Source organism: Streptomyces hygroscopicus subsp. hygroscopicus, from assembly GCF_001553455.1.
Taxonomy (GTDB): Bacteria; Actinomycetota; Actinomycetes; order Streptomycetales; family Streptomycetaceae; genus Streptomyces; species Streptomyces hygroscopicus.
In genome coordinates, this window is record NZ_BBOX01000378.1 from 1 (window position 1) to 23,324 (window position 23,324).

15 protein-coding genes, 1 tRNA gene and 5 pseudogenes are annotated in these 23,324 nt (G+C 68.5%); 16 read left to right on the forward strand and 5 right to left on the reverse strand.

Features of this window, described 5'->3' with window-relative positions:
• Both AXW62_RS32300 and AXW62_RS32305 read left to right on the forward strand, forming a co-directional pair.
• Positions 1 to 1,263, forward strand: a 1,263-nt coding sequence (locus tag AXW62_RS32300) for a S1C family serine protease (RefSeq protein WP_060947609.1), incomplete at its 5' end; no start/stop codon positions are given.
• A gap of 39 nt (positions 1,264 to 1,302) precedes the next feature.
• A tRNA-Ser gene (locus AXW62_RS32305) sits at positions 1,303 to 1,389 on the forward strand.
• A gap of 145 nt (positions 1,390 to 1,534) precedes the next feature.
• Here AXW62_RS32305 and AXW62_RS32310 read toward each other — a convergent pair.
• Positions 1,535 to 2,290 carry a GntR family transcriptional regulator gene (locus AXW62_RS32310; RefSeq protein ID WP_060947610.1) on the reverse strand — a complete coding sequence of 252 codons (756 nt, stop codon included), beginning with the start codon at positions 2,288 to 2,290 and terminating at the stop codon, positions 1,535 to 1,537.
• Positions 2,291 to 2,369: 79 nt separating this feature from the next.
• Here AXW62_RS32310 and AXW62_RS32315 point away from each other — a divergent pair, with 79 nt between their 5' ends.
• The 3 genes and pseudogenes from AXW62_RS32315 to AXW62_RS41765 all read left to right on the forward strand — a co-directional run bounded on the left by AXW62_RS32315 (position 2,370) and on the right by AXW62_RS41765 (position 6,004).
• Entirely contained in the window at positions 2,370 to 2,648 is a 279-nt protein-coding gene (locus AXW62_RS32315) for a hypothetical protein (protein ID WP_060947611.1), read from the forward strand.
• 584 nt (positions 2,649 to 3,232) lie between these two features.
• Positions 3,233 to 3,476 (forward strand): annotated as a pseudogene (locus tag AXW62_RS41760) (hypothetical protein).
• 851 nt (positions 3,477 to 4,327) lie between these two features.
• Positions 4,328 to 6,004: a TRM11 family SAM-dependent methyltransferase gene (locus tag AXW62_RS41765; RefSeq protein ID WP_079115904.1), complete on the forward strand. Its 1,677-nt coding sequence runs from the start codon at positions 4,328 to 4,330 to the stop codon at positions 6,002 to 6,004.
• A 54-nt stretch (positions 6,005 to 6,058) separates the two neighbouring features.
• Here the strand turns inward: AXW62_RS41765 and AXW62_RS44195 are convergent, their stop codons facing one another.
• Entirely contained in the window at positions 6,059 to 7,444 is a 1,386-nt protein-coding gene (locus AXW62_RS44195) for a hypothetical protein (RefSeq protein ID WP_159061007.1), read from the reverse strand.
• Positions 7,445 to 8,259: 815 nt separating this feature from the next.
• On the opposite strand from AXW62_RS44195, the pseudogene AXW62_RS32330 reads away from it, so the two are divergent.
• From AXW62_RS32330 to AXW62_RS32340, 3 pseudogenes are all read left to right on the forward strand, one after another.
• A pseudogene (locus tag AXW62_RS32330) lies at positions 8,260 to 9,102 on the forward strand (FtsK/SpoIIIE domain-containing protein); the annotation flags it as partial.
• A 25-nt stretch (positions 9,103 to 9,127) separates the two neighbouring features.
• Positions 9,128 to 9,338 (forward strand): annotated as a pseudogene (locus AXW62_RS46285) (excisionase family DNA-binding protein).
• Positions 9,338 to 10,512: pseudogene (locus tag AXW62_RS32340) on the forward strand (tyrosine-type recombinase/integrase). Before AXW62_RS46285 ends, AXW62_RS32340 begins: the two co-directional pseudogenes overlap by 1 nt.
• A gap of 271 nt (positions 10,513 to 10,783) precedes the next feature.
• On the opposite strand, the gene AXW62_RS32345 reads toward AXW62_RS32340, so the two are convergent.
• Positions 10,784 to 11,779, reverse strand: a complete 996-nt coding sequence (locus tag AXW62_RS32345) for an aldo/keto reductase (protein WP_060947614.1) — start codon at positions 11,777 to 11,779, stop codon at positions 10,784 to 10,786.
• Between the two features lie 127 nt (positions 11,780 to 11,906).
• Here AXW62_RS32345 and AXW62_RS32350 point away from each other — a divergent pair, with 127 nt between their 5' ends.
• Both AXW62_RS32350 and AXW62_RS32355 read left to right on the forward strand, forming a co-directional pair.
• A complete protein-coding gene (locus tag AXW62_RS32350) occupies positions 11,907 to 12,767 on the forward strand; it encodes a helix-turn-helix transcriptional regulator (RefSeq protein WP_060947615.1) in 861 nt (286 codons plus the stop codon).
• A gap of 125 nt (positions 12,768 to 12,892) precedes the next feature.
• Positions 12,893 to 13,420 (forward strand): SRPBCC family protein, encoded by a 528-nt coding sequence (locus AXW62_RS32355; protein WP_060947616.1) that lies wholly within the window; start codon positions 12,893 to 12,895, stop codon positions 13,418 to 13,420.
• Between the two features lie 147 nt (positions 13,421 to 13,567).
• Here AXW62_RS32355 and AXW62_RS32360 read toward each other — a convergent pair whose 3' ends face one another.
• Entirely contained in the window at positions 13,568 to 14,635 is a 1,068-nt protein-coding gene (locus AXW62_RS32360; protein ID WP_060947621.1) for a bifunctional DNA primase/polymerase, read from the reverse strand.
• Between the two features lie 675 nt (positions 14,636 to 15,310).
• Here AXW62_RS32360 and AXW62_RS32365 point away from each other — a divergent pair.
• The 6 genes and pseudogenes from AXW62_RS32365 (at position 15,311) to AXW62_RS32390 (ending at position 21,600) form a co-directional block, all read left to right on the forward strand.
• Positions 15,311 to 16,366, forward strand: a complete 1,056-nt coding sequence (locus AXW62_RS32365; protein WP_060947617.1) for a bifunctional MaoC family dehydratase N-terminal/OB-fold nucleic acid binding domain-containing protein — start codon at positions 15,311 to 15,313, stop codon at positions 16,364 to 16,366.
• Positions 16,363 to 16,752, forward strand: a pseudogene (locus AXW62_RS32370) (MaoC family dehydratase); the annotation flags it as partial. The gene AXW62_RS32365 and the pseudogene AXW62_RS32370, both read left to right, overlap by 4 nt.
• Positions 16,753 to 17,042: 290 nt before the next feature.
• Complete coding sequence (locus AXW62_RS32375) at positions 17,043 to 18,209, forward strand: lipid-transfer protein (RefSeq protein WP_060947618.1); 1,167 nt, start codon at positions 17,043 to 17,045, stop codon at positions 18,207 to 18,209.
• A gap of 53 nt (positions 18,210 to 18,262) precedes the next feature.
• Positions 18,263 to 19,132: a DUF1906 domain-containing protein gene (locus AXW62_RS32380; protein WP_060947619.1), complete on the forward strand. Its 870-nt coding sequence runs from the start codon at positions 18,263 to 18,265 to the stop codon at positions 19,130 to 19,132.
• Between the two features lie 172 nt (positions 19,133 to 19,304).
• Positions 19,305 to 19,835 (forward strand): SigE family RNA polymerase sigma factor, encoded by a 531-nt coding sequence (locus tag AXW62_RS32385; protein ID WP_060947620.1) that lies wholly within the window; start codon positions 19,305 to 19,307, stop codon positions 19,833 to 19,835.
• Between the two features lie 109 nt (positions 19,836 to 19,944).
• Positions 19,945 to 21,600 carry a long-chain fatty acid--CoA ligase gene (locus tag AXW62_RS32390; RefSeq protein WP_060947622.1) on the forward strand — a complete coding sequence of 552 codons (1,656 nt, stop codon included), beginning with the start codon at positions 19,945 to 19,947 and terminating at the stop codon, positions 21,598 to 21,600.
• A 432-nt stretch (positions 21,601 to 22,032) separates the two neighbouring features.
• Here the strand turns inward: AXW62_RS32390 and AXW62_RS32395 are convergent.
• Positions 22,033 to 23,324: response regulator transcription factor (locus tag AXW62_RS32395; RefSeq protein ID WP_502688786.1), on the reverse strand; the 1,292-nt coding region annotated here is incomplete at its 5' end.

A 23,324-nucleotide genomic window follows, 5' to 3' on the forward strand; every position in this document is an offset into this window, starting at 1 on the left:
GGCGACGGGCAGTCCAGCGCGTGGTGGTCCGCCGGGAGCGGGCAGCCGCAGGGCGGCCCGGGTGACGGGCCGGGCGGACAGGGCGGCCCGGGCGGACCGTGGGGGACCGCTCCCGTGCCGTCCTCCGGCCCGTCCGAGCGCAAGCCCCGCGGGCTGGTCGCCGCCGTGCTGGCCGCCGTACTGGTCGCGGGCGGCATCGGCGGCGGCATCGGCTTCTGGGCCGCCGACCGGGAGAGCGACGGCGGCGACACCACCACCATCTCCGCCTACGGCAACCCCAAGACGGAGAGCCGCGCGCCCGGCTCGGTGTCGAGCATCGCCAACAAGACGCTGCCCAGCGTCGTCACCATCGAGGCCCAGGGCAACAACGGCGAGGGCGGCACCGGCACCGGCTTCGTCTACGACAAGCAGGGCCACATCCTCACCAACAACCACGTCGTCGCCTCGGCCGCCGACAACGGCAAGCTGACCGCCACCTTCTCCAACGGCAAGCGGTACACCGCCGAGGTCGTCGGCCGCGCCCAGGGCTACGACGTCGCCGTGATCAAGCTCAAGAACGCCGCCGGCGCCAAGCTGAACCCGCTGCCGCTGGGCAACTCCGACAAGGTCGCCGTGGGCGACGCCACCGTCGCCATCGGGGCCCCCTTCGGCCTCTCCGGCACCGTCACCACCGGCATCGTGAGCGCCAAGAACCGCCCGGTCGCCTCCAGCGACGGAGGCGGCGGCAACGCCTCGTACATGAGCGCCCTGCAGACCGACGCCTCCATCAACCCGGGCAACTCCGGTGGCCCGCTGCTCAACGCGGACGGCGGCGTCATCGGCATCAACTCCGCCATCCAGTCCGCCGGCACCGGCAGCGGCCTCGGCGAGTCCCAGCAGTCCGGCAGCATCGGCCTCGGCTTCGCGATCCCGATCAACCAGGCGAAGAACGTCGCCGAACAGCTGATCAAGACCGGTCAGCCGGTCTACCCGGTGATCGAGGCCACGGTCAACATGAAGGACTCCGGCGACGGCGCCACCATCGCCTCCAACGGCGCCGGCGGCAGCCCCGCCGTCGTCCCCGGCGGCCCCGCCGACAAGGCCGGTCTGAAGTCCGGCGACGTGATCACCAAGCTGGACGACACGGTCATCGACAGCGGCCCGACCCTCATCAGCGAGATCTGGACCCACCAGCCGGGCGACAAGGTCAGCATCACCTACAAGCGCGACGGCAAGCAGTCGAAGGTGGATGTCACCCTGGGGAAGCGCAAGGGCGACAGCTGACGCGCTAGGCTGATCCCCGCGCCACCACGAGTGGCGCGGGGAGGCTTGCCCGAGCGGCCTAAGGGAACGGTCTTGAAAACCGTCGTGGCAGCGATGTCACCGAGGGTTCAAATCCCTCAGCCTCCGCAGTGTTACGGCCTCTGACCAGGTAAGACGGTCAGGGGCCGTCGCTATGCGGGCTACCCGCCGGGCACCGCCGTTCCCCATGTTTCCCCGACCGATCGGGCACGGAAGGGACACGGCCGGACGCGGCTGAGAGGACCCTCACCGACTACCGATTGATCGGAATCTCGTACACGATCTCGCAGTGAGCGGCGGGTACGACGATGTCCGCCGTCTCCACGGGCCGCCCCTGGTCGCTGTAGTACGTCCGCCGGATGTGCGTGACGAGCGCGGCCTTCTGGATGCCGAGAAGCGATGCCTCCTCGGCGGTCGCCTGCCTCGGCTCCGGCTGTTCCACGGCATGGCTGACGGTGATTCCGATGACGGCCATGCGGTTCACGACGCCCGCCCCGGCGTGCGGCCCTCCCTCGGGGAGGACGACGAGCGTGCCTGCGGTGAGGTCGTACGGCTCCCAGCTCGTCGACAGCTGCACGGGCCTGCCGTCGGCCAGGAACTCGTACGACGTCCGGACGCACAACTCGCCCTCGGCGATACCGAGTCGCGCTGCGATCTCCGCCGGGGCCGGAACCTTGGCGTCGGTCCGGCTCTCCCAGTCGCCGTGCTTGCCGACTGCCCTCATGTCCGCGCGGAACGGCGACCCTTCAGGCTGCTCGCGTGCCGACGACCGTACGACTCGCACCCGTTGCCGGGGCTCGGCGACGTACGTGCCCGATCCGGCTCGGCCCTCCAGCACGCCCTGGGAGATCAGCAACTCCTGCGCCCGGCGGACCACGTTCTCACCCACCCCGTACTCCTGGCCGATCTGGGCGCGGGACGGCAGGCGGTCTCCCGGCTCCCATACGTGCTCCGCGATCCGCCGCCGGAGTTCGTCGGCGACGCGGAGATAGGGCGGCTGCTCAGGCATATGGAAAATCTAGTCCACTAGCTCTAATCTAGTTAACTAGCTTCACTGAAAGTGATCGCCAGTTGACGGAGGCTGCCCTGTGCCCGCTTCGGGAGTTAGCGCGGCGGCCATCGCCGCCCGGCTGTCCGCCGTCGGGCTCCCCACGCGCGTGGAGGAGCACGCCCGATTCACATCGGTCGAGGCGGAGGTGCCGGAAGCGCTCTCCGCCGAGTCATGGAAGGAGGTCCTGGCGGCGGTGGCCGAGGCCGATCGGTTCGGGCTCCTCGTCACCTGCCAGAACGGCCGCACTCTCCGGGCGGTCGTAGAAAAACCGGTCCCCACGACGGGCGATGTCAGGGGACCGGGCCATCAGCGATAGGAGCTGATTCAACGTGCTCAACCGTATCCGCCGCGCCGTCTCTCTCACCAGGGCGCGGCACTTCTCCAAGGGCAGGCACCGCCGCCCCTTAACGCCGCCCCCGCCGGTCGCTCCCGCCGCGTCTGCGCCCGCAGACGAACCGACGGTCGTCCTGAGCCGGGCCTCCGACTGGGCGAGGCACCACTACTCGCTCATGGCTGAGGAGACTGCGCTCGTCCGCCCGTACGTGCTGGCCTGGGAGAGGCGCGTACGACAGCGCCCGACGGTTGTCGTCGCTCCCCGTCTGCCGACCGAGGCCCGGTCGGCTCTCCTGGGGGTCTGCTGATGCCCTCTCGACGGCAGACCCCCAGCCCGGCCGCCCCCTACCGTTCGCCCGCCTGCCGTATCGGCACGCACCAGGCATGCGCGGAGTCCTCCCCAACTCCGGCACCGGTCGACGTGCCGTTGATCTACGAGGCGTGTGCCTGCCCGTGCCACTCGGTGTCCGGCCAGGCCCGGTCAGCGGAGGCGAAGCAATGAGCGACTGGGCACCCAGCGGCGCGCCGACATCCAGTGGCGAGACCCAACGAGAGACAGATGCAGGGATGACGGCACAGCACGAACTGAGGCTTCTCCCGTGGGCTGGGCCAGAGGGCAAGCCGTGTTCATATCGAGTCGGTGCAACTCGGGATGGCGGCCGAACTGCTCGGGCAGGCGCTTCAGGTACTCGACGACGAGACCGAAGATCTGGAGAAACTGAAGCTCATCACCGTGCAGTTGGCAGGCGCACTGCGGGACGTGCTTCGCGTGGCGACCAGCCGAGGGCGCTGTCTGGCTACGCCTGAGTAGCCCTTCAGGAGAACGGCCGGTCGCTTTGCCGCGCCGGGTTGGAGCCTCGGATAATACGTTCCGAGACCTCTCTGCTTTCTCATGGCCGTCGTTTGCCGTGACTTACGGGCTCTACGGGGCAGCGGGCGCGGTTTCGCCTAGAGGGGGCAGCAGACGTCTGGACGACCCTTCGCTACCTGTGTAGTCATCGCGGTCTAGCGAACTGGTCAGTCGGTAGTCGAGGACTGTTGGCGGTCAACTCAGTCACGATGGTTGCTATACGGCAATGGCCCCGGAGGGCTTTTGACTCTCGGGCAATACCGCAGGTCCGAGGCTCGTGCGCGGTTGATCGGGTGGAGTGTGTCCACGGACGGTCCACGGCTTCTCAGTGCCCACCGGCAGGGTCCGCTCTGCGCCTGTCCGACTGCCCTACAGGCTGAGCTGTGGATCGCCAGCAGTCCATTGATCTTCTGTTGTACTGGCATGCAGGTTCCTTGTGAAGGCACGCCTATTGTATTCGGAGGTCTGGCATGAACTTTGCGAGGCTGAAGAAATTTTGTGGCACTCGATCTCGAAGTATTAAAAAACCAACCAAGGGGGATCTCCTGCTGCTGAGTAGACCGCCACTTGTGCATGAGGACTTAGACTTCACTTCACATAATTGGCGGCAACTTGACATGGTGTTCGAGCGCTCCCACTGCGAGACGTGAGGAGCGGTTATTGAACGGAAACTGTACGGCCCACTCTTTCTGCCTAGGAACGTAATGGCGGCACCCTTGATGTGCTATGATAATCGCCGCTCGGCTGATTTCTGACGTCAACTTAGGTACTCATTTGCCGACTTGCTAATGTGACAGAATGAAAGGTGACGCATGTCTTCCACTCCCATTGATCAGGCCGGGATTGCTCCTTCGATTCTGATCCTTAAGGAAGACAGCGAAACAAGCGACGACCTGAAGTTGGCCCTCCTTGAGGCGCGTGGAATCTCCGGCAACGACTCGTTCACGAGCCTCAAAGAGTGGAACCAGGCAATCAACCCAGCGTTGCTTGCTGAAGGTCAAAAGCTGGCCCGCGACAATGATCATATTCTCGTGGGACTGTTTCCACGAGAAGGAGGCGAGGTTTTCCAGAAACGTGCAGGTTTCTACTCCCACCTCCTTCAAGGTGACACCCAAGCGATCAGCGTCACCGAAGCGTTCCAGACCTATTACGAGAGGTCGGCCGGCGCTACGGGACTTAAAGCGACAAGTCTGAGTGGCCTTAATCGGAAGAAAAATGAGTACCTGACTCATTCATTTCACAAGTACAAGGCGAAGTTCTTTCCGCGGATGGCGCGCGCCTTGACGAACTACGTGCTGCCCGCTGGTGGCAGGGTGCTAGATCCCTTTATGGGAAGTGGCACCCTCGGGGTCGAAGCAACCCTCATGGGAGTCCAGGCCGAAGGCATCGATGTAGATCCTCTCTCGGTTGAGATGGCAAAGCTCAAAGTCGATGCCATAAAGATCCCTACCGGTGAGGCGCGTAAGGCATACGAGCACTTTCTTGTGGCTGTGTCAGCCAATCAGCAGCAAGGCTTGCTATGGGGGGAGTCGTCAGAGCCAGACTCGGCGTACGAGCTGCCAGAGTTCATCCGAAAGAAGATCACGCCGGAGGCGCTTCGGGATGAGATCGAGGAGGATACTCGGATTGCGCTCTCAGCACTCTCGTCATACTCAGATGAGGAAGGGAGGCGCTTCCTCAGGATCGCTCTGAGCCATGCATTGGCCACAAAGGTCGGATTGCGTTGGATGGGGACCGGAGACAACCGGTTTGCGCTTGCGATGGGAGCTCGACGGCTTATTCGAGTGATGAGTAACCACCTCTCCAAAATGGTTGCAGCTCTCGAACAGCGCGACCTCCTCATTTCTGGTGGCGTCCTCAACTTGAGTCAGCTGGGTTCCGCCAATATTCAACGAGGCGATGTCCGAATGCTCCCCTACAAGGACAACAGCATTGATGGAATCGTAACTAGCCCGCCGTATCTACCGGCTTCGTCCGGGCGTGAGACATACCTCAGAAGTCGCGCATGTTCTCTCACCGCACTTGGGCTCATGTCCGAGGCGGAAATCATGGTTCGCGAAACGGAGATGGTGGGAAGTATTATCCGTACAGCTCCTGCCCGCTCGTCTGGACTCCCTCACAGCATCAGTGAGCTTGTCGAGTGGATGGAACCACAGCGAGCCAGGAAGCCCAAGGCGCTGGCTACCTCAGCGTATTTTCTAGACATTGCGCAGTCACTAAGGGAGATGGCCAGGGTCACCAAGCCTGGAGGTAAGATCGCCCTAGTCGTAAGCTCTGAGCACGTCTTCTATGACTTGCTGACTCGGGAGGTTGTCCGTCGTGTAAGCATGCCGGAGGCAATCTCGGAGATCATTTCAGAGCCGCACAATGAAATTCCGCTGAAGCTGGACAACGTGGTAAAGATCCAGCTACCGAAGATGGACTACGTGGCACGGCCGGCATCAAAGGGCGACTATGCTGAAGCGGTAGTGATTGCGACAAAGGTATGAGACAAGGCGCGGCGATCAACTTCCTCAAGCTGATCGCCGCGCCTCTCTGACTTTCTATTCGCTCATCTCATCCAGACCTTCGAGCAATGCCGTACGATCAACTGTATCGGCCTCGTAAGGTGTGCTGGGAAGACCGAAGAGCGTGCTGATCGCGGCGTCATTGATAATGTTCCGACTCAACCCGATGATTGCGTCGAACAAAAATACTGGGTCCGCCTGCGGCCACAGTAGTTGCAGAGAAGCCAGCGGCTTCATGTAATGTTCGTGGTGGGTTTCTGCATACAGGTTCCCAAAGAGTGCTGTCTTGATCGCCTGTCGTGAGCACCCTCGCTTTAGGCGGCCGAAAAGCATCACCTGAGCGATGCCTTTCTTGATGTCGTCGGTCCTGTCAATCCCGGGCAGGCTTTTTGTGTTATCTACTCGGAGCTGTTCTCGCTGCCCGGACTCCGGGTCCCGAGACTCAATATTGCCACATCCGAACCGCAGCCACCGAGTTTCGGGTGCCTCACTGTTGAAAAGTCGATAGCCAACCAGATGACGTTGCCACGCTGTGAGCAACACTTCTACTTGCCCTGCGTCTTGAGCGATCCCTTCTAGGTCTCTCAAGGGCCAGAGAGGCTCGATAGGAGGTGAGATCGAAAGCTTACGTTGCTCAGCATCTGCGGCCCCTACAAAAAAGGCCCAATCCGCTGATTCCGCTAGGTCGTCGACCCACGAGTGATGCGAATTTTCGCGGAAGGGTTGCCCTACAACGAGCGGGAAGGCTACCAGCGGGCTGGACTTGATCTCCCCAAGAATTAGCCGCTCTGCCGTTGCGATTACCAAATCAAACTCGCCTCGATGGCCTCCGCCAGTCGTAACGTATGCTTCACTGGCAAGTTCGCTGATGAGTGCCCTGATGGCGAGGGCTCCCAAGTCACCGATCATTCGGCCATTCGGGCGGCTCAATTTTTGTTGCACAGCATATCTTTTGCTGCCGCGGAGTTCGGACTCTACAAGATAAGCATCGCGTAGGTTGTTACCTTCAGCCACACATCCGGGGCACATCCAGACATAAGGAAAGAATGCAAAATTCTGCCTATCTACGTTGTGTAGGTAGGCCGGCTTGTTCAGCTGTCCATCGGCGCCGCCGGAATGGAGAAGGTATGCATACAAACCTGACATGAGGAAGTCGAAGAGGGTGGATAGTGAGAATTCCTGCAGGGAAGGGTTGTTCAGAGAGCGGACAGTGAAGATCCAGTGCCTGATCGTTCGTTGCAGGGATTCATAGAGGGCAGTGCCGTTTGTTTCTCGAAGGAACGACGTAGCGTCAGTTTGCCGCACGAAGGTGGGCTTTCTGTAGATCAGTTCGTCCAATACCGAAAAGGCTTGACACTCTGGACGTTCAATGCAGGCTGAGCATGGCGTATCGTTCCCGGTAATTGGAAGAGGGATCTGCATGTTTAAACCTTTTGTGAGAGCCGCAAAATACCGAAGTCACACGCCGCCCCGGCCGCCTGGGCCACCTCCACGGTTCCTTCGGGCCCGTGAGGTGACCCCTTCGGCTCGAAGGGCGCGTGCATCTCGGCGGGCAGATTCTCGTGCCAGAACCTCGGAGGCGCTGGGGTGTCCGAGCGCCTGACGATACGCCTCAACCGCCTCCGCGTAGGCGAGCTGAGCATAGGCTTCGACTTTCGTCGACACTGTAATGTTCCCGTCTACGACGATATGGAAGCGACCATCATTAGGAACGTCGGGTGTGTCCCTTGTGAGGTGAATTGGGTATTTCGGGTGCTTCTTCTCGACCATTGCGGAGTTCCCTCGTTGAGCTGCCTCCGCGAATGCTACTTTCCCAGCTTGAGCCGCGGCGCTAAGCGGACGGAGGCGCGCTCGCAGGAGGATGGCGCCGCCGCTCGGTCCTTCTGGACACTGTTCTCCTCCTGGTGTGTGGGGCTTGGCGGGGCCTTGCCGCGGGGTGACGTGATGCACGCTCAGGCTTGGAGCGCGTTTGGCTAGGCGGCCTGCCCGGTCTAGACAGCCCACGGGCTTGACCAATCGCTGTTACGAGAGAGTTGGTTCGCGAACAGTGGAAGTCGCGGGGCAGTCGATCATCAACCTGGCTACTCGTTTCCAGCAGAGGTGCTGAGGTCGGTGGAGCGGCTTTGGGCTGGAGCTGCTTTGGCGTGAGTGATCATGGCCCGGTAGCTTCCGGCGCGTCGGGCAGTCTCGCCGCCTCGGGCGCGACGGCGGCCTGATCATGACCTGGTTCATGGTCGCTGTGGCGGCGCCCCGCCTGGTACTGGCTCTCCATCGGCGTCACCCTCGCCACCGTGCGGGTCCTGGTCCGCTACGCCTCGGTCATGGACGCCCGCGGGTTGACCGTCCCGCCTGCTCGCTGGCGCCTTGCCCTGGCCCGGATGGCTGGCCGGGAGGTGCCGGGCCCCCGCCCGCCGCGCATCCGGCGCCTGCGCCCGACCCGCCCGGCCTGGTTCTACGGCTCAAGCGCAAGCCCGGACAGGACGCCTTCGACGTCGCCGCCGCCACCGACCGGCTCCGCAGCTCCTTCGGTCTGTACGGGGTCACCTCCCGCGAGATCCGCTCGGGTGCGGTGAAGGTGCGGATGACCGGTGCAGATGCCCGCCCGGCTCGACACCCGGCCGATGTGTATCCCGGTCGCCCTGCGCGAGGATGGCTCGGTGCACTACCGCGACTACCGAGCTGTCCCGCATGGGCTGACCCTCGGAGCCACGGAGTCCGGTAAGTCCGTCTACCAGCGCAACCTGGTCGCTGGGCTCGCCCCGCACCATGTCGCTCTGGTCGGCATCGACTGCAAGCAGGGCGTGGAGCTGTTCCCGCTGGCCCGCCGGTTCTCCGCGCTCGCCGACAACCCCGACGCCGCGCTCGAGCTGCTGGAGGCGCTGGTGACGCACATGGAGGAGGTGTACCAGCTCATCCGGGCCGAGCAACGGATCAGCGTCGCCGTGCTGGATGCGGAGATCGCCGCCGACATCTGGGACCTGCCCGAGGACATCCGGCCGGTACCGGTCGTGGTCCTGGTCGACGAGGTCGCCGAACTCGCCCTGTACGCCACCAAGGATGAGGAGAAGCGCCGGGACCGTCGGCGCGGGCGGCGGCCGCGTGACCATGGACCGACTCCTCACCGTGTATGAGGTCGCGGAGCGGCTTGGTACGGGCGTCCGTTTCCCTCGCCGACTCATCGAGGAACGCCGCATTCACCTTCCTCAAGGTCGGTCGGCACGTCCGCATTCCTGAGAGCGCCGTAGAGGCGTTCGTGGGCGACAACACCGTGGAACCGATCACCCTGCGGTCTACAGGGCTCAGGAGGGTTGCCTGATGGCTGGCAAGCGCAAGTCCCGCCGGAACTTCGGACGCGTCCGCAAGCTGCCTTCCGGCCGGTTCCAGACTCGGTATCCGGGGCCTGACGGTGTCCTGCGTCCGGCGGATCGAACTTTCGCGACGTCGACGGACGCTGATCGCTGGCTGATGCGGAAGCGCATCGAGATCGAAGAGGGACGCCGGCTCGACCCGGTCGAGGGGCAGACGACCGTGCGCGACTGGGCTGCTCGCTGGCTCGCTGCCGTCTCGCCGCAGCTCAAGCACAAGACGCAAGCCTCGTATCGGTCGCTGATCAACTCGTTGATCAATCCGGCGCTCGGGGACCGCGAACTGTCGACCCTCCGGCCGATCACGATCGCTGAGGGGGCGGCGCGATGAAGACCAAGGGGCTCAGTGCTTCACGTATCCGGGAGGCGTACCGGGTCCTGTCGCAGATCATGCGGGCGGCTGTCGACAACGACATGATCCCGCAGACGCCGTGCCGGGACGTGAAGCTGCTGCGGATGCCGCAGACCGAGCCGCACATCCTCACGCCGCTCGAAGCCTCCCGGATCGTACGGAGTGCGACAAGCCGCATGACTTGTTGATCGCGCTCCTCGCGTACGCGGGACTGCGCGTAGGGGAGGCGGTTGCCCTCCGCCGCGTGGACATCGATGTGCCCGGCGGCTTCGTCCTGGTCGATGAGAACCTGGCGGAGGCCAACGGCGCCTTGGTCTTCGACACACCGAAGTCCCACCAGAAGCGGCTCCTAGGAGTCGGCCCGTCGCTCGCGAAGCGGCTCGGGCGCCATCTGGAGACTCTGTCCGGTGGAGATGACGCGCTCCTGTTCACGACACCCGGCGGCAAGCCGCTGCGCTACAACCAGTGGCGCAAGGCGTACTTCGACCCCGCTGTGTCGGCGGCCGGGCTGACCGACGTGACCCCACGATCTGCGTGCCTCACACGGAACGCGGGTCGCCGATCATTACGGCGTCATGACCGCCGTGCACCGGCTCGGCCGCTCGAACGCGAGTGTCACGACCCGGCACTACGCCCGGCCGGTCGCCGGTCGTGATGACCAGGTTGCCGAAGCGGCGGACTCCTGGCTCAGTGGGCACGAGCACGCCCCTGGGGCACGTAGCGGGCACGACGACGATGACGACGGCTCCGCCGGGGGGCTCGTGTCCGTCTGACCTGCGGCGGAGCGGGCAGCCTGCGTGATCGCTGAGAGATCTTGAAAACCGTCGTGGCAGCGATGTCACCGAGGGTTCAAATGCCTCAGCCTCCGCGCACGTCAGCGTCGTAGCTGGTCAGAAGGGGCGCCCCGAGTCCGGGGGCGCCCCTTCTGCGTGTTCGCTGTTCCAGTCGGCCGCGGTGGCGCTCGGTGCGGGACGGGGCCCCGTTGCCGCGGGCGCCGGCTGCCCGGTGGGAACGGCGGTGGGGTGGGTGCTGCCGGGGGCCGGCTCAGTTCCCCACGCCGAGGTTCGACATGAACGCGGACGGGTACCGGTCGCCGCGTGCCGCGCCCGGGGGGACCGCCTTCTCGATCTCGGCGAGGTCGTCCGCGGTGAGGTCCAGCTCCATCGCGGGCAGCGCCTCGGCCAGCCGCTCTCGGGTGCGGGCGCCGACCAGCGGCACGATGTCCTGGCCCTGTGCCGCCACCCAGGCGATGGCCAGCTGGGCGACAGTGCACCCCTTCGTCCCGGCGACCCGGCGCAGAGCCTCCACCAGGGCGAGGTTGTGTTCCACGTTCTCGCTCGAGAACCGCGGGCTGAGGCCGCGGGCGTCGCCGGGGCCGGCGGTGTGTCCGGCGGACCAGTGCCCGGAGATGAGGCCGCGGCTGAGGACGCCGTACGCGGTCAGGCCGATGCCGAGCTCCCGCAGCGTGGGCAGCACGTCCGCCTCCACCGCGCGGGAGATCAGCGAGTACTCGATCTGCAGGTCGGCGATCGGGTGCACGGAGTGGGCCCGGCGGACCGTCGCCGCGTCGACCTCCGAGAGGCCGATGTGCCGCACGTACCCGGCCTCGACCAGCTCCTTGATCGCGCCCACCGTCTCCTCGATCGGTACCGCCGGGTCCAGCCGGGCGGGACGGTAGATGTCGATGTGGTCGGTGCCCAGCCGGGTCAGTGAGTAGGCCAGGAAGTTCTTCACCGCCTCGGGACGGCAGTCATGTCCGCCGAACTCCGGGCCCGGACCCCGCAGCATGCCGAACTTGACGCTCAATTGGTAGCTGTCCCGGTCCCGGCCGCGCAACGCCTCGGCGAGGAGCAACTCGTTGTGCCCCATGGCGTAGAAGTCGCCGGTGTCGAGCAGTGTGACGCCGGCCTCCAGCGCGGCGTGCACCGTGGCGATGCTCTCCGCGCGGTCGGATGCGCCGTAAGCGCCGGACATGCCCATCGCACCCAGGCCCAGCGCCGAAACGGCCGGGCCGGTGGTGCCCAGGGTTCGTGTATGCATCGTGATCTCCTCCGTCGTCGATCTGCCACCCACTGTGCGCTCGCGCCGTGACGTCCGGGAGCGGAGCGCCGATCGTGGGAGCGCCGCTCCCTGGATCGGGTCTCCCGCCGCGAGGGACCATGTGGCCATGCAACGTGACCAGCTCGCCGACTTCCTGCGCCGCCGCCGCGAGGGGATCCGTCCGGCCGAGGTCGGTATCGCCGACGGCCCCCGCCGCCGCACCGCCGGCCTGCGCCGGGAAGAGGTGGCCGCGCTCGCCGGAATGTCGGTGGACTACGTGGTGCGTCTCGAGCAGGGTCGCAGCAGTCAGCCCTCGCCCCATCTGCTCGGGGCGCTGGCCCGGGCGTTGCGCCTGTCCGACGACGAGCGCGCCCACCTGTTCCACCTGGCCGGCCACCGGCCACCGCCCGCCGACGGGGTGGCCCGCCTGGCCCGCGCCGGCCTGATACGGCTGCTCGACCTGCTCGGCGACACCCCGGCCCTGGTCCTGTCGGACCTGGGCGAGGTCCTCGCCCAGAACCGGGCAGCCGTCCTGCTCACGGGCGATCACACCGGCTTCTCCGGCGACCGGCGCTATTTCGTGTACCGCTGGTTCACCGACCCCGCCGCCCGCGCCGTCACCCCGCCCGAGGAACAGGAGCACTACGCCCGCCAGCTCGTGGCCGACCTGCGCGCGGCCGCCGGCCGCCGGTCCGGCGATCCCACGGTCGCCGGGCTCATCGACCGGTTGCGGACCGTGAGCGCCGACTTCCGCCGGAGGTGGGCCGAGCACGAGGTGGCGGTCCGCCGCGCCGACCGCAAGACGCTGCTGCACCCGCGGGTGGGCCGCATGCTGCTGGACTGCGAGACCCTGGTCACTCCCGACCAGGGCCAGCAACTGCTGGTGCTCACCCCGGCGAACGCCGAGGCCCGTGAGCGGCTGGAGCTGCTGCGGGTACTCGGCGTCGAGGAATTCCCCACGGGGGCGACGGACACCTCCGTACGCTGAAGCGGCCGGCCGCGGGTCATCGGCTCGGTGCCGGACCGGTGCGCCGGCGCGTCGGTCGGTGCGTCGGTCGGTGCGTTTGTCTCCGGGCGCGATGAGTTTTCGTGGTCCGGCCGGTCCACGTTCGTATGGATCAGGATTTCGGGGTCACCGGCTCCCACACAGAGGTGGAACTGCTCGTCGACGTACCGGCCGACCGGCTCTGGGAGGCGATCACGGACCTTTCGCGGATCGGCGACTGGAGCCCGGAGTGCACCTACGCGGGCTGGCTGGACGGCTGGAGCGAGCCGGTGGTCGGAGCGCGTTTCGAGGCCCGCAACCGGTTCGCGGGCGGGCTGGTCACGCAGGTCGTGTGCCTGGTCGTCGCGGCCGACCGGCCGTTCTCCTTCGGCTGGAAGGTGTTCGGGGGCTCCCCGGACACCGAGGAGCACTTCGCCGCCTGGCATTACGAGCTGCGGCCCGCCGAACAACCGGACCGGACGGTCGTCCGGCAGTCGTTCACCCATGGACCGGGGGACAGCGGGGCCCGTGCGGCGGTGCGGGCCGATCCCGGGAACGCCGCGGCGCTCCTGCGAGGACGACTGGACCAGCTTCGCCGCAATATGGCGGTGACGATCGAGGCGATGGTCCGCGACATCCGGAACGAGGGCGCCTGAGCGCTTGAGCGCCTTTCCAGCATGGGCGGGTCCGGCCGTGCGCTGCTCACCGTCCGTGTGCGGCTGGAACGCGCCGCCTCCCGGCATCTGCCGTCCGGCCGCCGCCTCCGCTCCGTTCATCCGGCCCGGACGGCGGGTCCCCAGCCCTCAGCTCCATGTCTCCGGGGGCTGGAGGTGGCGGGCGGCGCTGCGGGCGGCGGAGGCGACGGTGGCGCGGGCCTCGCGCGGGGGCAGACCGGTGTCGAGCGCGGCCTCGATCAGGGCGGGGGCCAACTCCGGTCCGGCACCCGTCTCGTAGGCGCGGCAGGCGGCCCGGAACAGCCGGTCGTTGCGCTGGCCCTGCCGCGAGGCGCGGACGAACCGCACAAGCCCCGCCAGGGCCGCGGGACCCGGTTCGGGGGACGGTGGACCGAAGCGGTACGCGCGGGGCGGGGGCGGGGACGGGAGCGTGAGCAGGCGCAGCAGCGCGGGCGGAGCGGGCGCCGGGGCCCAGGCGGGGGAGCCGGGGGCGAGGCGGTAGCTGCCGCGCGAGCCGTACGAGCCGGGGCCGACCAGATAGCCGCCCAGCCCGCGGATGTCGATACCGGGGGCGAGCCGGCCGGCGGAGTTGGGGACGGTGAGACCGGGCGGGCCGCACAGCCACAGATGGCGGCCGCCGCTCGGGGTGAGCACGGTGACCGTACGGGGGATGGCGAAGGCGTGCTCGCGGGCCAGCCGGGCGAGGGCGGCCAGACCGTCCGTGCGGTACTGACGGCATGTAGTACGGCGTGTACCGGGCCTCCCGGGATCGCTTGTACCGGGCATGCGGGCACCGTTCGCACGGGGCTTCCCAAGATCGCTTGTACCGGGCTTCCCGACTCGGCCGTCCGTGCCGCTCGCTCCCCCGGCCCCTTGCGGGTCTCCGGCCCGTCCGCTCGTGAGATCGAGGTCGACGCCGATGAGGTGGTGTGGGGGACATCCGCAGGCGATGCCGTAGCCGGTGGCCCAGGGGGCGGCGGCGAACAGGGCGCGGATCGCCTCCGGGTCCGCCGACGCGTCATGGACACCGTGGCCGAGCCGACCGCATTCGCCGTGGCACGGCAGGGGCGCGGGGTCGTGGTGGTGAGGGGAGCGCACGGCGGGCAGTTTCGCGCGGGTCAGCGGAATCACGCGGAAGCCGTGGGCCGCGGCGGTCAGGGCGTGGGCGAGGGCATGGGCGAGTGCTGGATTCGCCATGCTCTCCATTTTCGGACAAGTGTTCGTTAATGGGAAGAGGTGTCGGCAAGCCGCTGAGGATGGCCGAAAGTGTGCGGAACCGAGTCATCGGTCCGCTGTGTCCGGGGGCTCGGCCTCCGGCGATCTCGCTCCCTGCGGCCGGGTGAGGCGGCGTATCGGTGCGGCCCTGGGGAGTGGGGGTGCATGGGGGGTTTAAAACAGGTTCATCATGCTTGCGGGGTAATTCCTGTGGCCCGTGCGCATCGTCCGGGAATCGGTGGGCAACTCTGCTTCCGCGACGCTTCCGCGGTACGTGCCGAGCGTCGGGGGAACGGAGGAATCGACATGGCGGACATCCGGACGGGTCCCGGCCACACCTTCGCCGCACCGCCGCTCTCCGCCTTCAGGGCGGCGCGCGGCCCCTGGGGGCTGGCGCGACCGCATGGGGGCAGGTCGCCACCGCCGCGGGCGCCCGCACGGGAACGCAGGGGGGCAAGTGATGTCCGATCGATCCGAGTGAGATGTGGTGATTCATTGAGTGAACGGGACGGGTGAGGTCGTATCGATCGCGCGGTGGCGTACCAACGCCATCGCGCGATCGTGCGTGGCGGCGTGCTCCAGTGTCCTTGACAGCGTCGAATTATCTGACGGATAGTCAGAAAAGCTTTCTACGGCAGACATGCGGCAGGGGAAGCGATGACGCGTGATGAGCTGGCTGACCTGGACGACCGGGACGAGCTGTACCGGCGGCTGAAGGCGTACGAGGGGCGGACGGCCTCGAGCGGCGGCAAGGGCAGGGACCCCGTCAACGAGCCCATGATCAGGCACTGGTGCGAGGCGATGGGTGACACCAACCCGGCCTACCCCGGCATCGCCCCGCCGACGATGCTGCAGGCGTGGACGATGGCCGGGCTGACCGGGCGCCCCGGCGGTTCGGCCCGCTCCAACGCGTATCTCGAGCTGCTGGCGCTGCTCGACCGCGCGGGCTGCGCCTCGGTGGTCGCCACCGACTGCGAGCAGGAGTATCTGCGGCCGCTGCGCCCCGGCGACCAGGTCGTCTTCGACGCGGTCATCGAGTCGGTGTCGCCGCGCAAGACCACCAAGCTGGGCACCGGGTACTTCGTCACTACCCGGATGAACGTCCGGACCGGGGACGGGGAGCTGGTCGGCACCCACCGCTTCCGCATCCTCAAGTACGCCCCCGCGCGGCCGAAGCGGGATCCAGTGCCGGGGCGGGAGCGGGAGCGGGAGCCGGTGCCGGGGCGGGAGCCGACGTCGGAGCGGGAGCCGGTGCCGGGGCGGGAGCCGGTGCGGGAGCGAGGAGCGAAGGCCGACCAGCGCCCCCGCCGCCCCCGCCCCGTCATCAACCGCGACAACGCCGGTTTCTGGGAGGGCGTCACCCGGCACCAACTGCTCATCCAGCGCTGTCTGGACTGTGCCGCCCCGCGCTTCCCCTGGCTGCCCGGGTGCGGGACGTGCGGCTCCGCGCGGTGGGAGGCGGTCGAGGCGTCCGGGGTCGGCACGGTGTTCAGCTATGTCGTCATGCACCATCCGCCCTTCCCCGCCTTCGATCCGCCCTACGCGGTCGGTCTGATCGAGCTGGCGGAGGGGGTGCGGATGGTCAGCGGCATCACCGGGGTGCCCTACGACAAGCTGCGCATCGGCATGCCCGTCGAGCTGGAGTTCCAGCGCGTGGACGAGGACCTGGCGCTGCCCGTGTTCCGGGGTACGGACGAGGAGGCGGTCGTATGACCGTGCGTACGGGCGATGAGCTGCCCCCGCTGCGCATCCCGATCACCCGGACCCTGATCGTCGCTGGTGCCCTCGCCTCCCGGGACTTCCAGGATGTGCACCACGACGCCGAGGCGGCCAGGGAGAAGGGCTCCCCGGACATCTTCATGAACATCCTCACCACCAACGGGCTGGTCGGCCGGTACATCACCGATCACTTCGGACCGCGGGCCCGGCTCCGTAAGGTCGCGATCCGGCTCGGCGCCCCCAACTACCCCGGCGACGAGATGGTGCTGACCGGCGAGATCACCTCGGTCGCCGACGGGGTGGCGGAGGTCGCGGTCACCGGGCGGAACGGCATCGGCCACCATGTGACCGGCAAGGTCACGGTGCAGCTCCCCGACGACCCCCGGCGTGCCGACGGCTCCCGGTATGCCGACGGGCCCCGGTATGCCGACGGCTCCCGGCATGCTCACGGCCCCCGGTATACCGGTGGTCCCCGGCATGCTGACGGCCCCATCACCGCCACAGGCGTTTCCAGGGCCGCGACGGGAGCCCCGGGCACCCCCACGCCTCCCACCGCCACCCCCAACACCACCCCGGGCATCCCCACGACCACCCCGGAAGCCCCCAACGCCACCCCGGGCACCCCCAACACCACCCCGGCCGTCCCCACCGCCACCCCGGACGCGCCCCGATGAGCGCCCGTAAGGCGGACACCCTGGGCGGCCGGGCCGCCATCATCGGCATCGGGGCCACCGAGTTCTCCAAGGACTCCGGCCGCAGCGAGCTGAAGCTGGCGGTCGAGGCCGTCCGGGCGGCCCTGGACGATGCCGGGCTCGCCCCGGCCGATGTGGACGGGCTGGTCACCTTCACCATGGACACCAGCCCCGAGATCACCGTGGCCCAGGCGTGCGGCATCGGCGATCTCACCTTCTTCTCGCGCGTCCACTACGGCGGGGGCGCCGCCTGCGCCACCGTGCAGCAGGCCGCGCTCGCCGTCGCGGCCGGCGTCGCGGAGGTCGTCGTCTGCTACCGCGCGTTCAACGAGCGTTCCGGGCGCCGTTTCGGCTCCGGCGTACAGCACCGCGAGCCGTCCGCCGAGGGCGCCGCGCTCGGCTGGTCGCTGCCGTTCGGGCTGCTGACCCCGGCCTCATGGGTCGCCATGACCGCCCAGCGCTATCTGTACGCCTATGGGCTGACGCCCGAGGTCTTCGGCCATGTGGCCGTCACCGACCGCCGTCATGCCGCCACCAACCCGGCCGCGTACTTCCACGGCAAGCCGATCACCCTGGCCGACCACGCCGCCTCCCGCTGGATCGTCGAGCCGCTGCGGCTGCTCGACTGCTGTCAGGAGACCGACGGCGGCCAGGCGCTCGTGGTCACCAGCGTGGAGCGGGCGCGGGAGCTGCGGCGTCCGCCCGCCGTGATCACGGCCGCGGCGCAGGGGGCCGGGCGCGGTCAGGAGCAGATGACGAGCTTCTACCGGGACGGTCTGACCGGCCTTCCCGAGATGGGCGTGGTGGCCGGTCAGCTGTGGCGCGGCAGTGGGCTGACCCCGGCCGACGTCGATGTGGCCATCCTGTACGACCACTTCACGCCGTTTGTGCTGATGCAGTTGGAGGAGTTCGGGTTCTGCGGGCGCGGCGAGGCGGCCGGGTTCGTCGCCGAGGACGCGCTGCCGCTCAATACGCACGGCGGTCAGCTCGGTGAGGCGTATCTGCACGGGATGAACGGGATCGCCGAGGCCGTGCGCCAGATCCGCGGCACCTCCGTCAACCAGGTGGCGGGGGCCGCGCGAGTCCTGGTCACCGCGGGGACCGGGGTACCGACATCCGGGCTTCTCCTCGGTGCAGACGGCTGAACGGTGTGCGTGTCGGCGGTATGCGCCCGCCGATGTCCACCTTCACTCGTCATATGACCCGACTGACCCGACTGACCCGACGTAAGCAGAGCAGATGGAAGGCCACGGGCTGGACCGCCGGTCTGGCCGCGACACTGGCCACCTCGTTCGCCGGGGCCACCCCCGCCGCCTCGGCGGAGGTCCTGCCCGACCCCCGTCCCCTGGGCGCCAAGGTCTTCAAGGGCTGGGCCTTCGACACCTGTCATGCGCCGTCCCTCGCCACTTTGCGCGCCTGGAACAGCTCCCGCTACCGCGCCGTCGGCGTCTATTACGCGGGCCGCGGCCGGGCCTGTGCGAGCCAGCCCAACCTCACCGTCTCCTGGATGCGCGGCGTCAAGAGCATGAAGTGGCGGGTGCTGCCCATCTTCGTCGGATCCCAGTCCCCCTGCGTCCGCAACACCAACAAGAAGCACGTGCCCATCGGCAGCAAGCCCTTCTCCCAGGGGCGCGAGGAGGGCAAGGACGCGGTGGCACGCGCCAAGGCGCTGTCCATGAAGAAGCGCAGCGCGCTCTACCTCGACATGGAGGCGTACGACCTGACGCGGACGAGCTGCGCCGCCAAGACGCTCTCCTTCATCCGCGGTTGGAACCGCGAGGTGCGCTCGCGCGGCTTCTTCCCCGGCTTCTACAGCAGCGCCGAGTCCGGTGTGCGCCATGTGGAGCAGGCCCGCCGGGCCGGGGTCCACGACCTGCCCTCGGTGATGTGGTTCGCGCGCTGGAAGGGGAAGCCGTCGCTGTACGGAGAGCCGGCGCTGGCCAAGAGCGCCTGGAACCCGCACCGCCGCATCCACCAGTACAAGGGCAATGTCGATGTGACGCACGGCGGCCGGAAGCTGCGCATCGACCGCAACAAGGTGGACGCCCCGGTGGCGATCATCAAGTGACGGACGCCCGATCCGCCCCTTGCCGGGCGGTCCCGGGAAGAACCCCGGCCCCCTGCGCGCCCCCTCCCCCCGCAGGAGGTGGTGCCAGCACCACCCATACAACCTGAGACGGACTCTTCTTCGGCACTTATGGCCGATCCGATCCGCCCTGCCCGCTCATAGCGTTGAGGGCATGACCACGACCGTGTGCACAGGCGCATCCGCCGCCGCGTTCCCGTCGTTCACCTCGTACGTACGGACGCGGGGGCCGGTACTGCTGCGCACCGCCCGCTCGCTGACCTCCAACGCCTGTGACGCGGAGGACCTGCTGCAGACGGCGCTGACCAAGACCTACCTGGCGTGGGAGCGCATCGAGGACCACAAGGCGCTGGACGGCTATGTGCGGCGCGCCCTGGTCAACACGCGGACCTCGCAGTGGCGCAAGCGCAAGATCGACGAATTCGTCTGCGAGGAGCTGCCCGAGCCGGATCCGGTGCCCGTCCCCGACCCCGCCGAACGGCAGGTGCTCCGCGACACGCTGTGGCGCGCCGTACTGCGTCTGCCGGACCGCCAGCGGGCGATGGTCGTCCTCAGGTACTACGAGGACCTGAGCGAGGCGCAGACGGCGGAGGTGCTCGGGGTGTCGGTCGGCACCGTCAAGAGCGCGGTCTCGCGCGCCCTTGGCAAGCTCCGCGAGGACCCGGAACTCGCCCACGCGGCGTGACCGGGCCAGCGGTGGCCGGAGGGGGAACCGAGGTAGTGACATACCAGGTGGTCGGCTGCACAATCGGCGGAACCTCTGACCGCGCGTGACCGGAACCCTGGAGGCCCCGGTGCTCAGCACGATGCAGGACGTACCGCTGACCGTGACCCGCATCCTTGTGCACGGGGCCCTCGTGCACGGCCGCACGGCCCATGTGACCACCTGGACCGGGGAGGGCGAGCCGCGGCGCCGTAGCTTCCACGACGTGGGCGCGCGGTCGGCCCAGCTGGCGAACGCGCTGCGCGACGAGCTCGGGGTCGAGCCGGGGCAGGCCGTGGCCACCTTGATGTGGAACAACGCCGAGCATCTGGAGGCGTACCTCGCGGTCCCGTCCATGGGCGCCGTGCTGCACACCCTCAACCTCCGGCTGCCCGCCGAGCAGCTCGGCTGGATCGTGAACCACGCCGCCGACCGGGTGATCATCGTCGATGGCTCCGTGCTGCCGCTGCTCGTCCCGCTCCTGCCCGGCCTCACCACCGTGAAGCACCTCGTGGTCTCCGGGCCGGGTGACCGTTCCGTCCTGGACGGCTGCGCCGCCCGGGTCCATGACTACGAGGAGCTGATCGAGGGCCGGCCGCGGCGCTACGCCTGGCCCGAGATCGACGAGCGCCAGGCCGCCGTGCTCTGCTACACGTCGGGGACGACCGGACATCCCAAGGGCGTGGCCTACAGCCACCGTTCCATCTACCTGCACTCGATGCAGGTCAACACCGTCGAGTCGTTCGGGATGTCCGCGAGCGACACCCTGCTGCCCGTGGTGCCCATGTTCCACGCGAACGCCTGGGGCACTCCGCACGCCGCCTTCATGGCGGGCGCCTCGATGCTGATGCCCGACCGCTTTCTGCAGCCCGCGCCGCTCGCCGAGATGATCGAACGCGAGCGTCCCACCGTCGCCGCCGCCGTCCCGACCGTCTGGCAGGGGCTGCTCGCCGAGCTCGAATCGGCTCCCCGGGAGGTGAGCGGGCTGCGCGACGTCTACATCGGCGGCGCGGCCTGCCCGCCCTCCCTGATGAAGGCGTTCGAGGAGCGCCACGGCATCCGTGTCGTCCACGCGTGGGGCATGACGGAGACCTCGCCGCTCGGCTCCGTGGCCCATCCGCCCGGCGGGCTCTCGGAGGAGGACGCCTGGCCGTACCGGATCTCGCAGGGCCGCTTCCCGGCGTCCGTCGAGTTCCGGCTGGTCTCGGCCGACGGCGAACCCGTGCCGTGGGACGGTGAGACGCCGGGCGAGCTGGAGGTGCGCGGGCCCTGGATCGCGGGCGCGTACTACGGAGGGGCGGACGGCGAGCCGTTCCGCCCCGAGGACAAGTTCACCGAGGACGGCTGGCTGAAGACGGGCGACGTCGGCACCATCTCCCCCGACTGTTATCTGACGCTGACCGACCGGGCCAAGGACGTCATCAAGTCGGGCGGCGAGTGGATCTCCTCCGTCGAGCTCGAGAACCATCTGATGGGCCATCCGGAGGTCGCGGAGGCGGCGGTGGTGGCGGTGCCGGACGAGAAGTGGGGAGAGCGGCCGCTGGCCACGGTGGTGCTGACGGAGGACGCCACGGTCGGGTACGAGGGGCTGCGGGCCTTCCTCGCCGAACGGGTCGCGCGCTGGCAGCTCCCGGAGCACTGGGCGCTGGTTCCGGCGGTGCCGAAGACGAGTGTGGGGAAGTTCGACAAGAAGGTGATCCGCAAGCAGTACGCGGACGGGGAGCTGGACGTGACCACGCTGGGCTGAACGAACGGCGGGTTGGGGTGGGGGCGGCACGTTGGGGCTGGGCGGCGTGCTGGGCTGAGGAGCTGTGCGTTGGGCTGTGGGCGGCGTACTGGGCTGGGGAGTTGCACGTTGGGCTGAGGGCGGCGTCGTGAACTGGGGAGCGGCACGTTGGGCTGGGGGCGGCGCGCCGGGCTGGTTAGCGGTCGGGTTCGCGGGGGCGAACGGATGGCACGCGCCCGTGTCCGTGCCCGTCCCGTGATCCGGCCGTTCCGCCCGTGGCCCATCCGAAGGCGGCCACCGTAGGGCGGTGAGGGTCCTCTGCTGACGACGCGCCATGTCGCCGTAGGGCGGTGAGCGTCCTACGGGCCGCACGTCACCGTAAAGCGGTCACCGTAAGGCGGCCAGCGCCTCCTTACGGGCACGGGCCGCCTGCCACCGTAAGGGGCGCGGGCGTCAGTTGGTGCCGATCTTCGCCAGCAGGTCCACGATCCGCGACTGCACCTCCGCGCTCGTCGAGCGCTCCGCGAGGAACAGCACCGTCTCGCCCGAGGCCAGCCGCGACAGGTTCGCCGGATCGATGTCCGCCGAGGTGTAGACGACCAGCGGGGTGCGGTTGAGCAAGCCGTTGCCGCGCAGCCAGTCGACGATCCCGGCCCGGCGGCGGCGCACCTGCATCAGGTCCATCACCACCAGGTTCGGCCGCATCTGCGCCGCGAGGGAGACCGCGTCCGCGTCCGTCGCCGCGCGGGCGACCTGCATGCCGCGCCGCTCGAGCGTCGCCGTCAGGGCCGCCGCGATCGGCTCGTGTTCCTCGATCAGCAGAACGCGCGGCGGATGCTGCTCGCTGTCGCGCGGCGCCAGCGCCTTGAGCAGGACGGCCGGGTCGGCACCGTACGCCGCCTCCCGCGTCGCCTGGCCGAGCCCGGCGGTCACCAGCACCGGCACCTCGGCGGCGACCGCGGCCGTACGCAGCGACTGCAGCGCGGTCCGGGTGATCGGCCCGGTCAGCGGATCGACGAACAGCGCCGCCGGGTACGCGGCGATCTGCGCGTCCACCTCCTCACGGGAGTTCACGATCACCGGGCGGTAGCCGCGGTCGCTCAGCGCCTGCTGGGTGGACATGTCCGGCGCGGGCCACACGAGGAGGCGGCGCGGGTTGTCCAGCGGCTCCGGTGGCAGTTCGTCGTCGGGCGGCGGGGTGCGGTCGTCGACGATCTCGACGGCGCCGTTGGGCCCGTCCAGCGGCTCCGGCCCCTCGGCGCCCTCGTCCGGCGCGCCGATGGCGAACGCGCGGCCCGAGCTCTGCGGCGCACTCGCCGCACGCGGCGGCTGCGGCCCCGGACCCGCCTGGGGTCGCGGCTGGGCGCCGGTGTGGGGGCCGGGGTGCGGTTGCGGTCCGGTGTGCGGCCCGGCGGGGGGTTGCAATCCGGCGTGCGATCCGGCGTGCGGTTGCGGCCCGGGGTGCGGATGCGCCCGGCCGCCGGTCGGCTGGGTTCCGGCCGGGGCGCCCTGGTCCGTCAGCTCGGGCCGGGCGGCCAGCTTGCGCCGCCTGCCGGAGCCCGCGGTGCTGGTGCCGCCGGAGGGCGTCTGCGGCTGGCCGTGCGGCGGACGTCCCTGCGGCTGTCCCTGCGGGTGCTGGCCCTGTGGGTGCTGTCCCTGCGGAGCCTGACCCTGGGGGTGCTCCCCCACCTGCTGGGCGAACGGCACGCCCTGACCCAGGGTGCGCACGCTGATCGAGCGCCCCT

Coding starts and splice junctions, on each gene's coding strand:
- AXW62_RS32310 (WP_060947610.1), bottom strand. CDS start 2,290: ATGCCTGAGCAGCCGCCCTATCTCCGCGTCGCCGACGAACTCCGGCGG.
- AXW62_RS32375 (WP_060947618.1), top strand. CDS start 17,043: ATGAGCGCCCGTAAGGCGGACACCCTGGGCGGCCGGGCCGCCATCATC.
- AXW62_RS32365 (WP_060947617.1), top strand. CDS start 15,311: ATGACGCGTGATGAGCTGGCTGACCTGGACGACCGGGACGAGCTGTAC.
- AXW62_RS32350 (WP_060947615.1), top strand. CDS start 11,907: ATGCAACGTGACCAGCTCGCCGACTTCCTGCGCCGCCGCCGCGAGGGG.
- AXW62_RS32360 (WP_060947621.1), bottom strand. CDS start 14,635: ATGGCGAATCCAGCACTCGCCCATGCCCTCGCCCACGCCCTGACCGCC.
- AXW62_RS32385 (WP_060947620.1), top strand. CDS start 19,305: ATGACCACGACCGTGTGCACAGGCGCATCCGCCGCCGCGTTCCCGTCG.
- AXW62_RS32355 (WP_060947616.1), top strand. CDS start 12,893: ATGGATCAGGATTTCGGGGTCACCGGCTCCCACACAGAGGTGGAACTG.
- AXW62_RS44195 (WP_159061007.1), bottom strand. CDS start 7,444: ATGCAGATCCCTCTTCCAATTACCGGGAACGATACGCCATGCTCAGCC.
- AXW62_RS41765 (WP_079115904.1), top strand. CDS start 4,328: ATGTCTTCCACTCCCATTGATCAGGCCGGGATTGCTCCTTCGATTCTG.
- AXW62_RS32380 (WP_060947619.1), top strand. CDS start 18,263: ATGACCCGACTGACCCGACTGACCCGACGTAAGCAGAGCAGATGGAAG.
- AXW62_RS32345 (WP_060947614.1), bottom strand. CDS start 11,779: ATGCATACACGAACCCTGGGCACCACCGGCCCGGCCGTTTCGGCGCTG.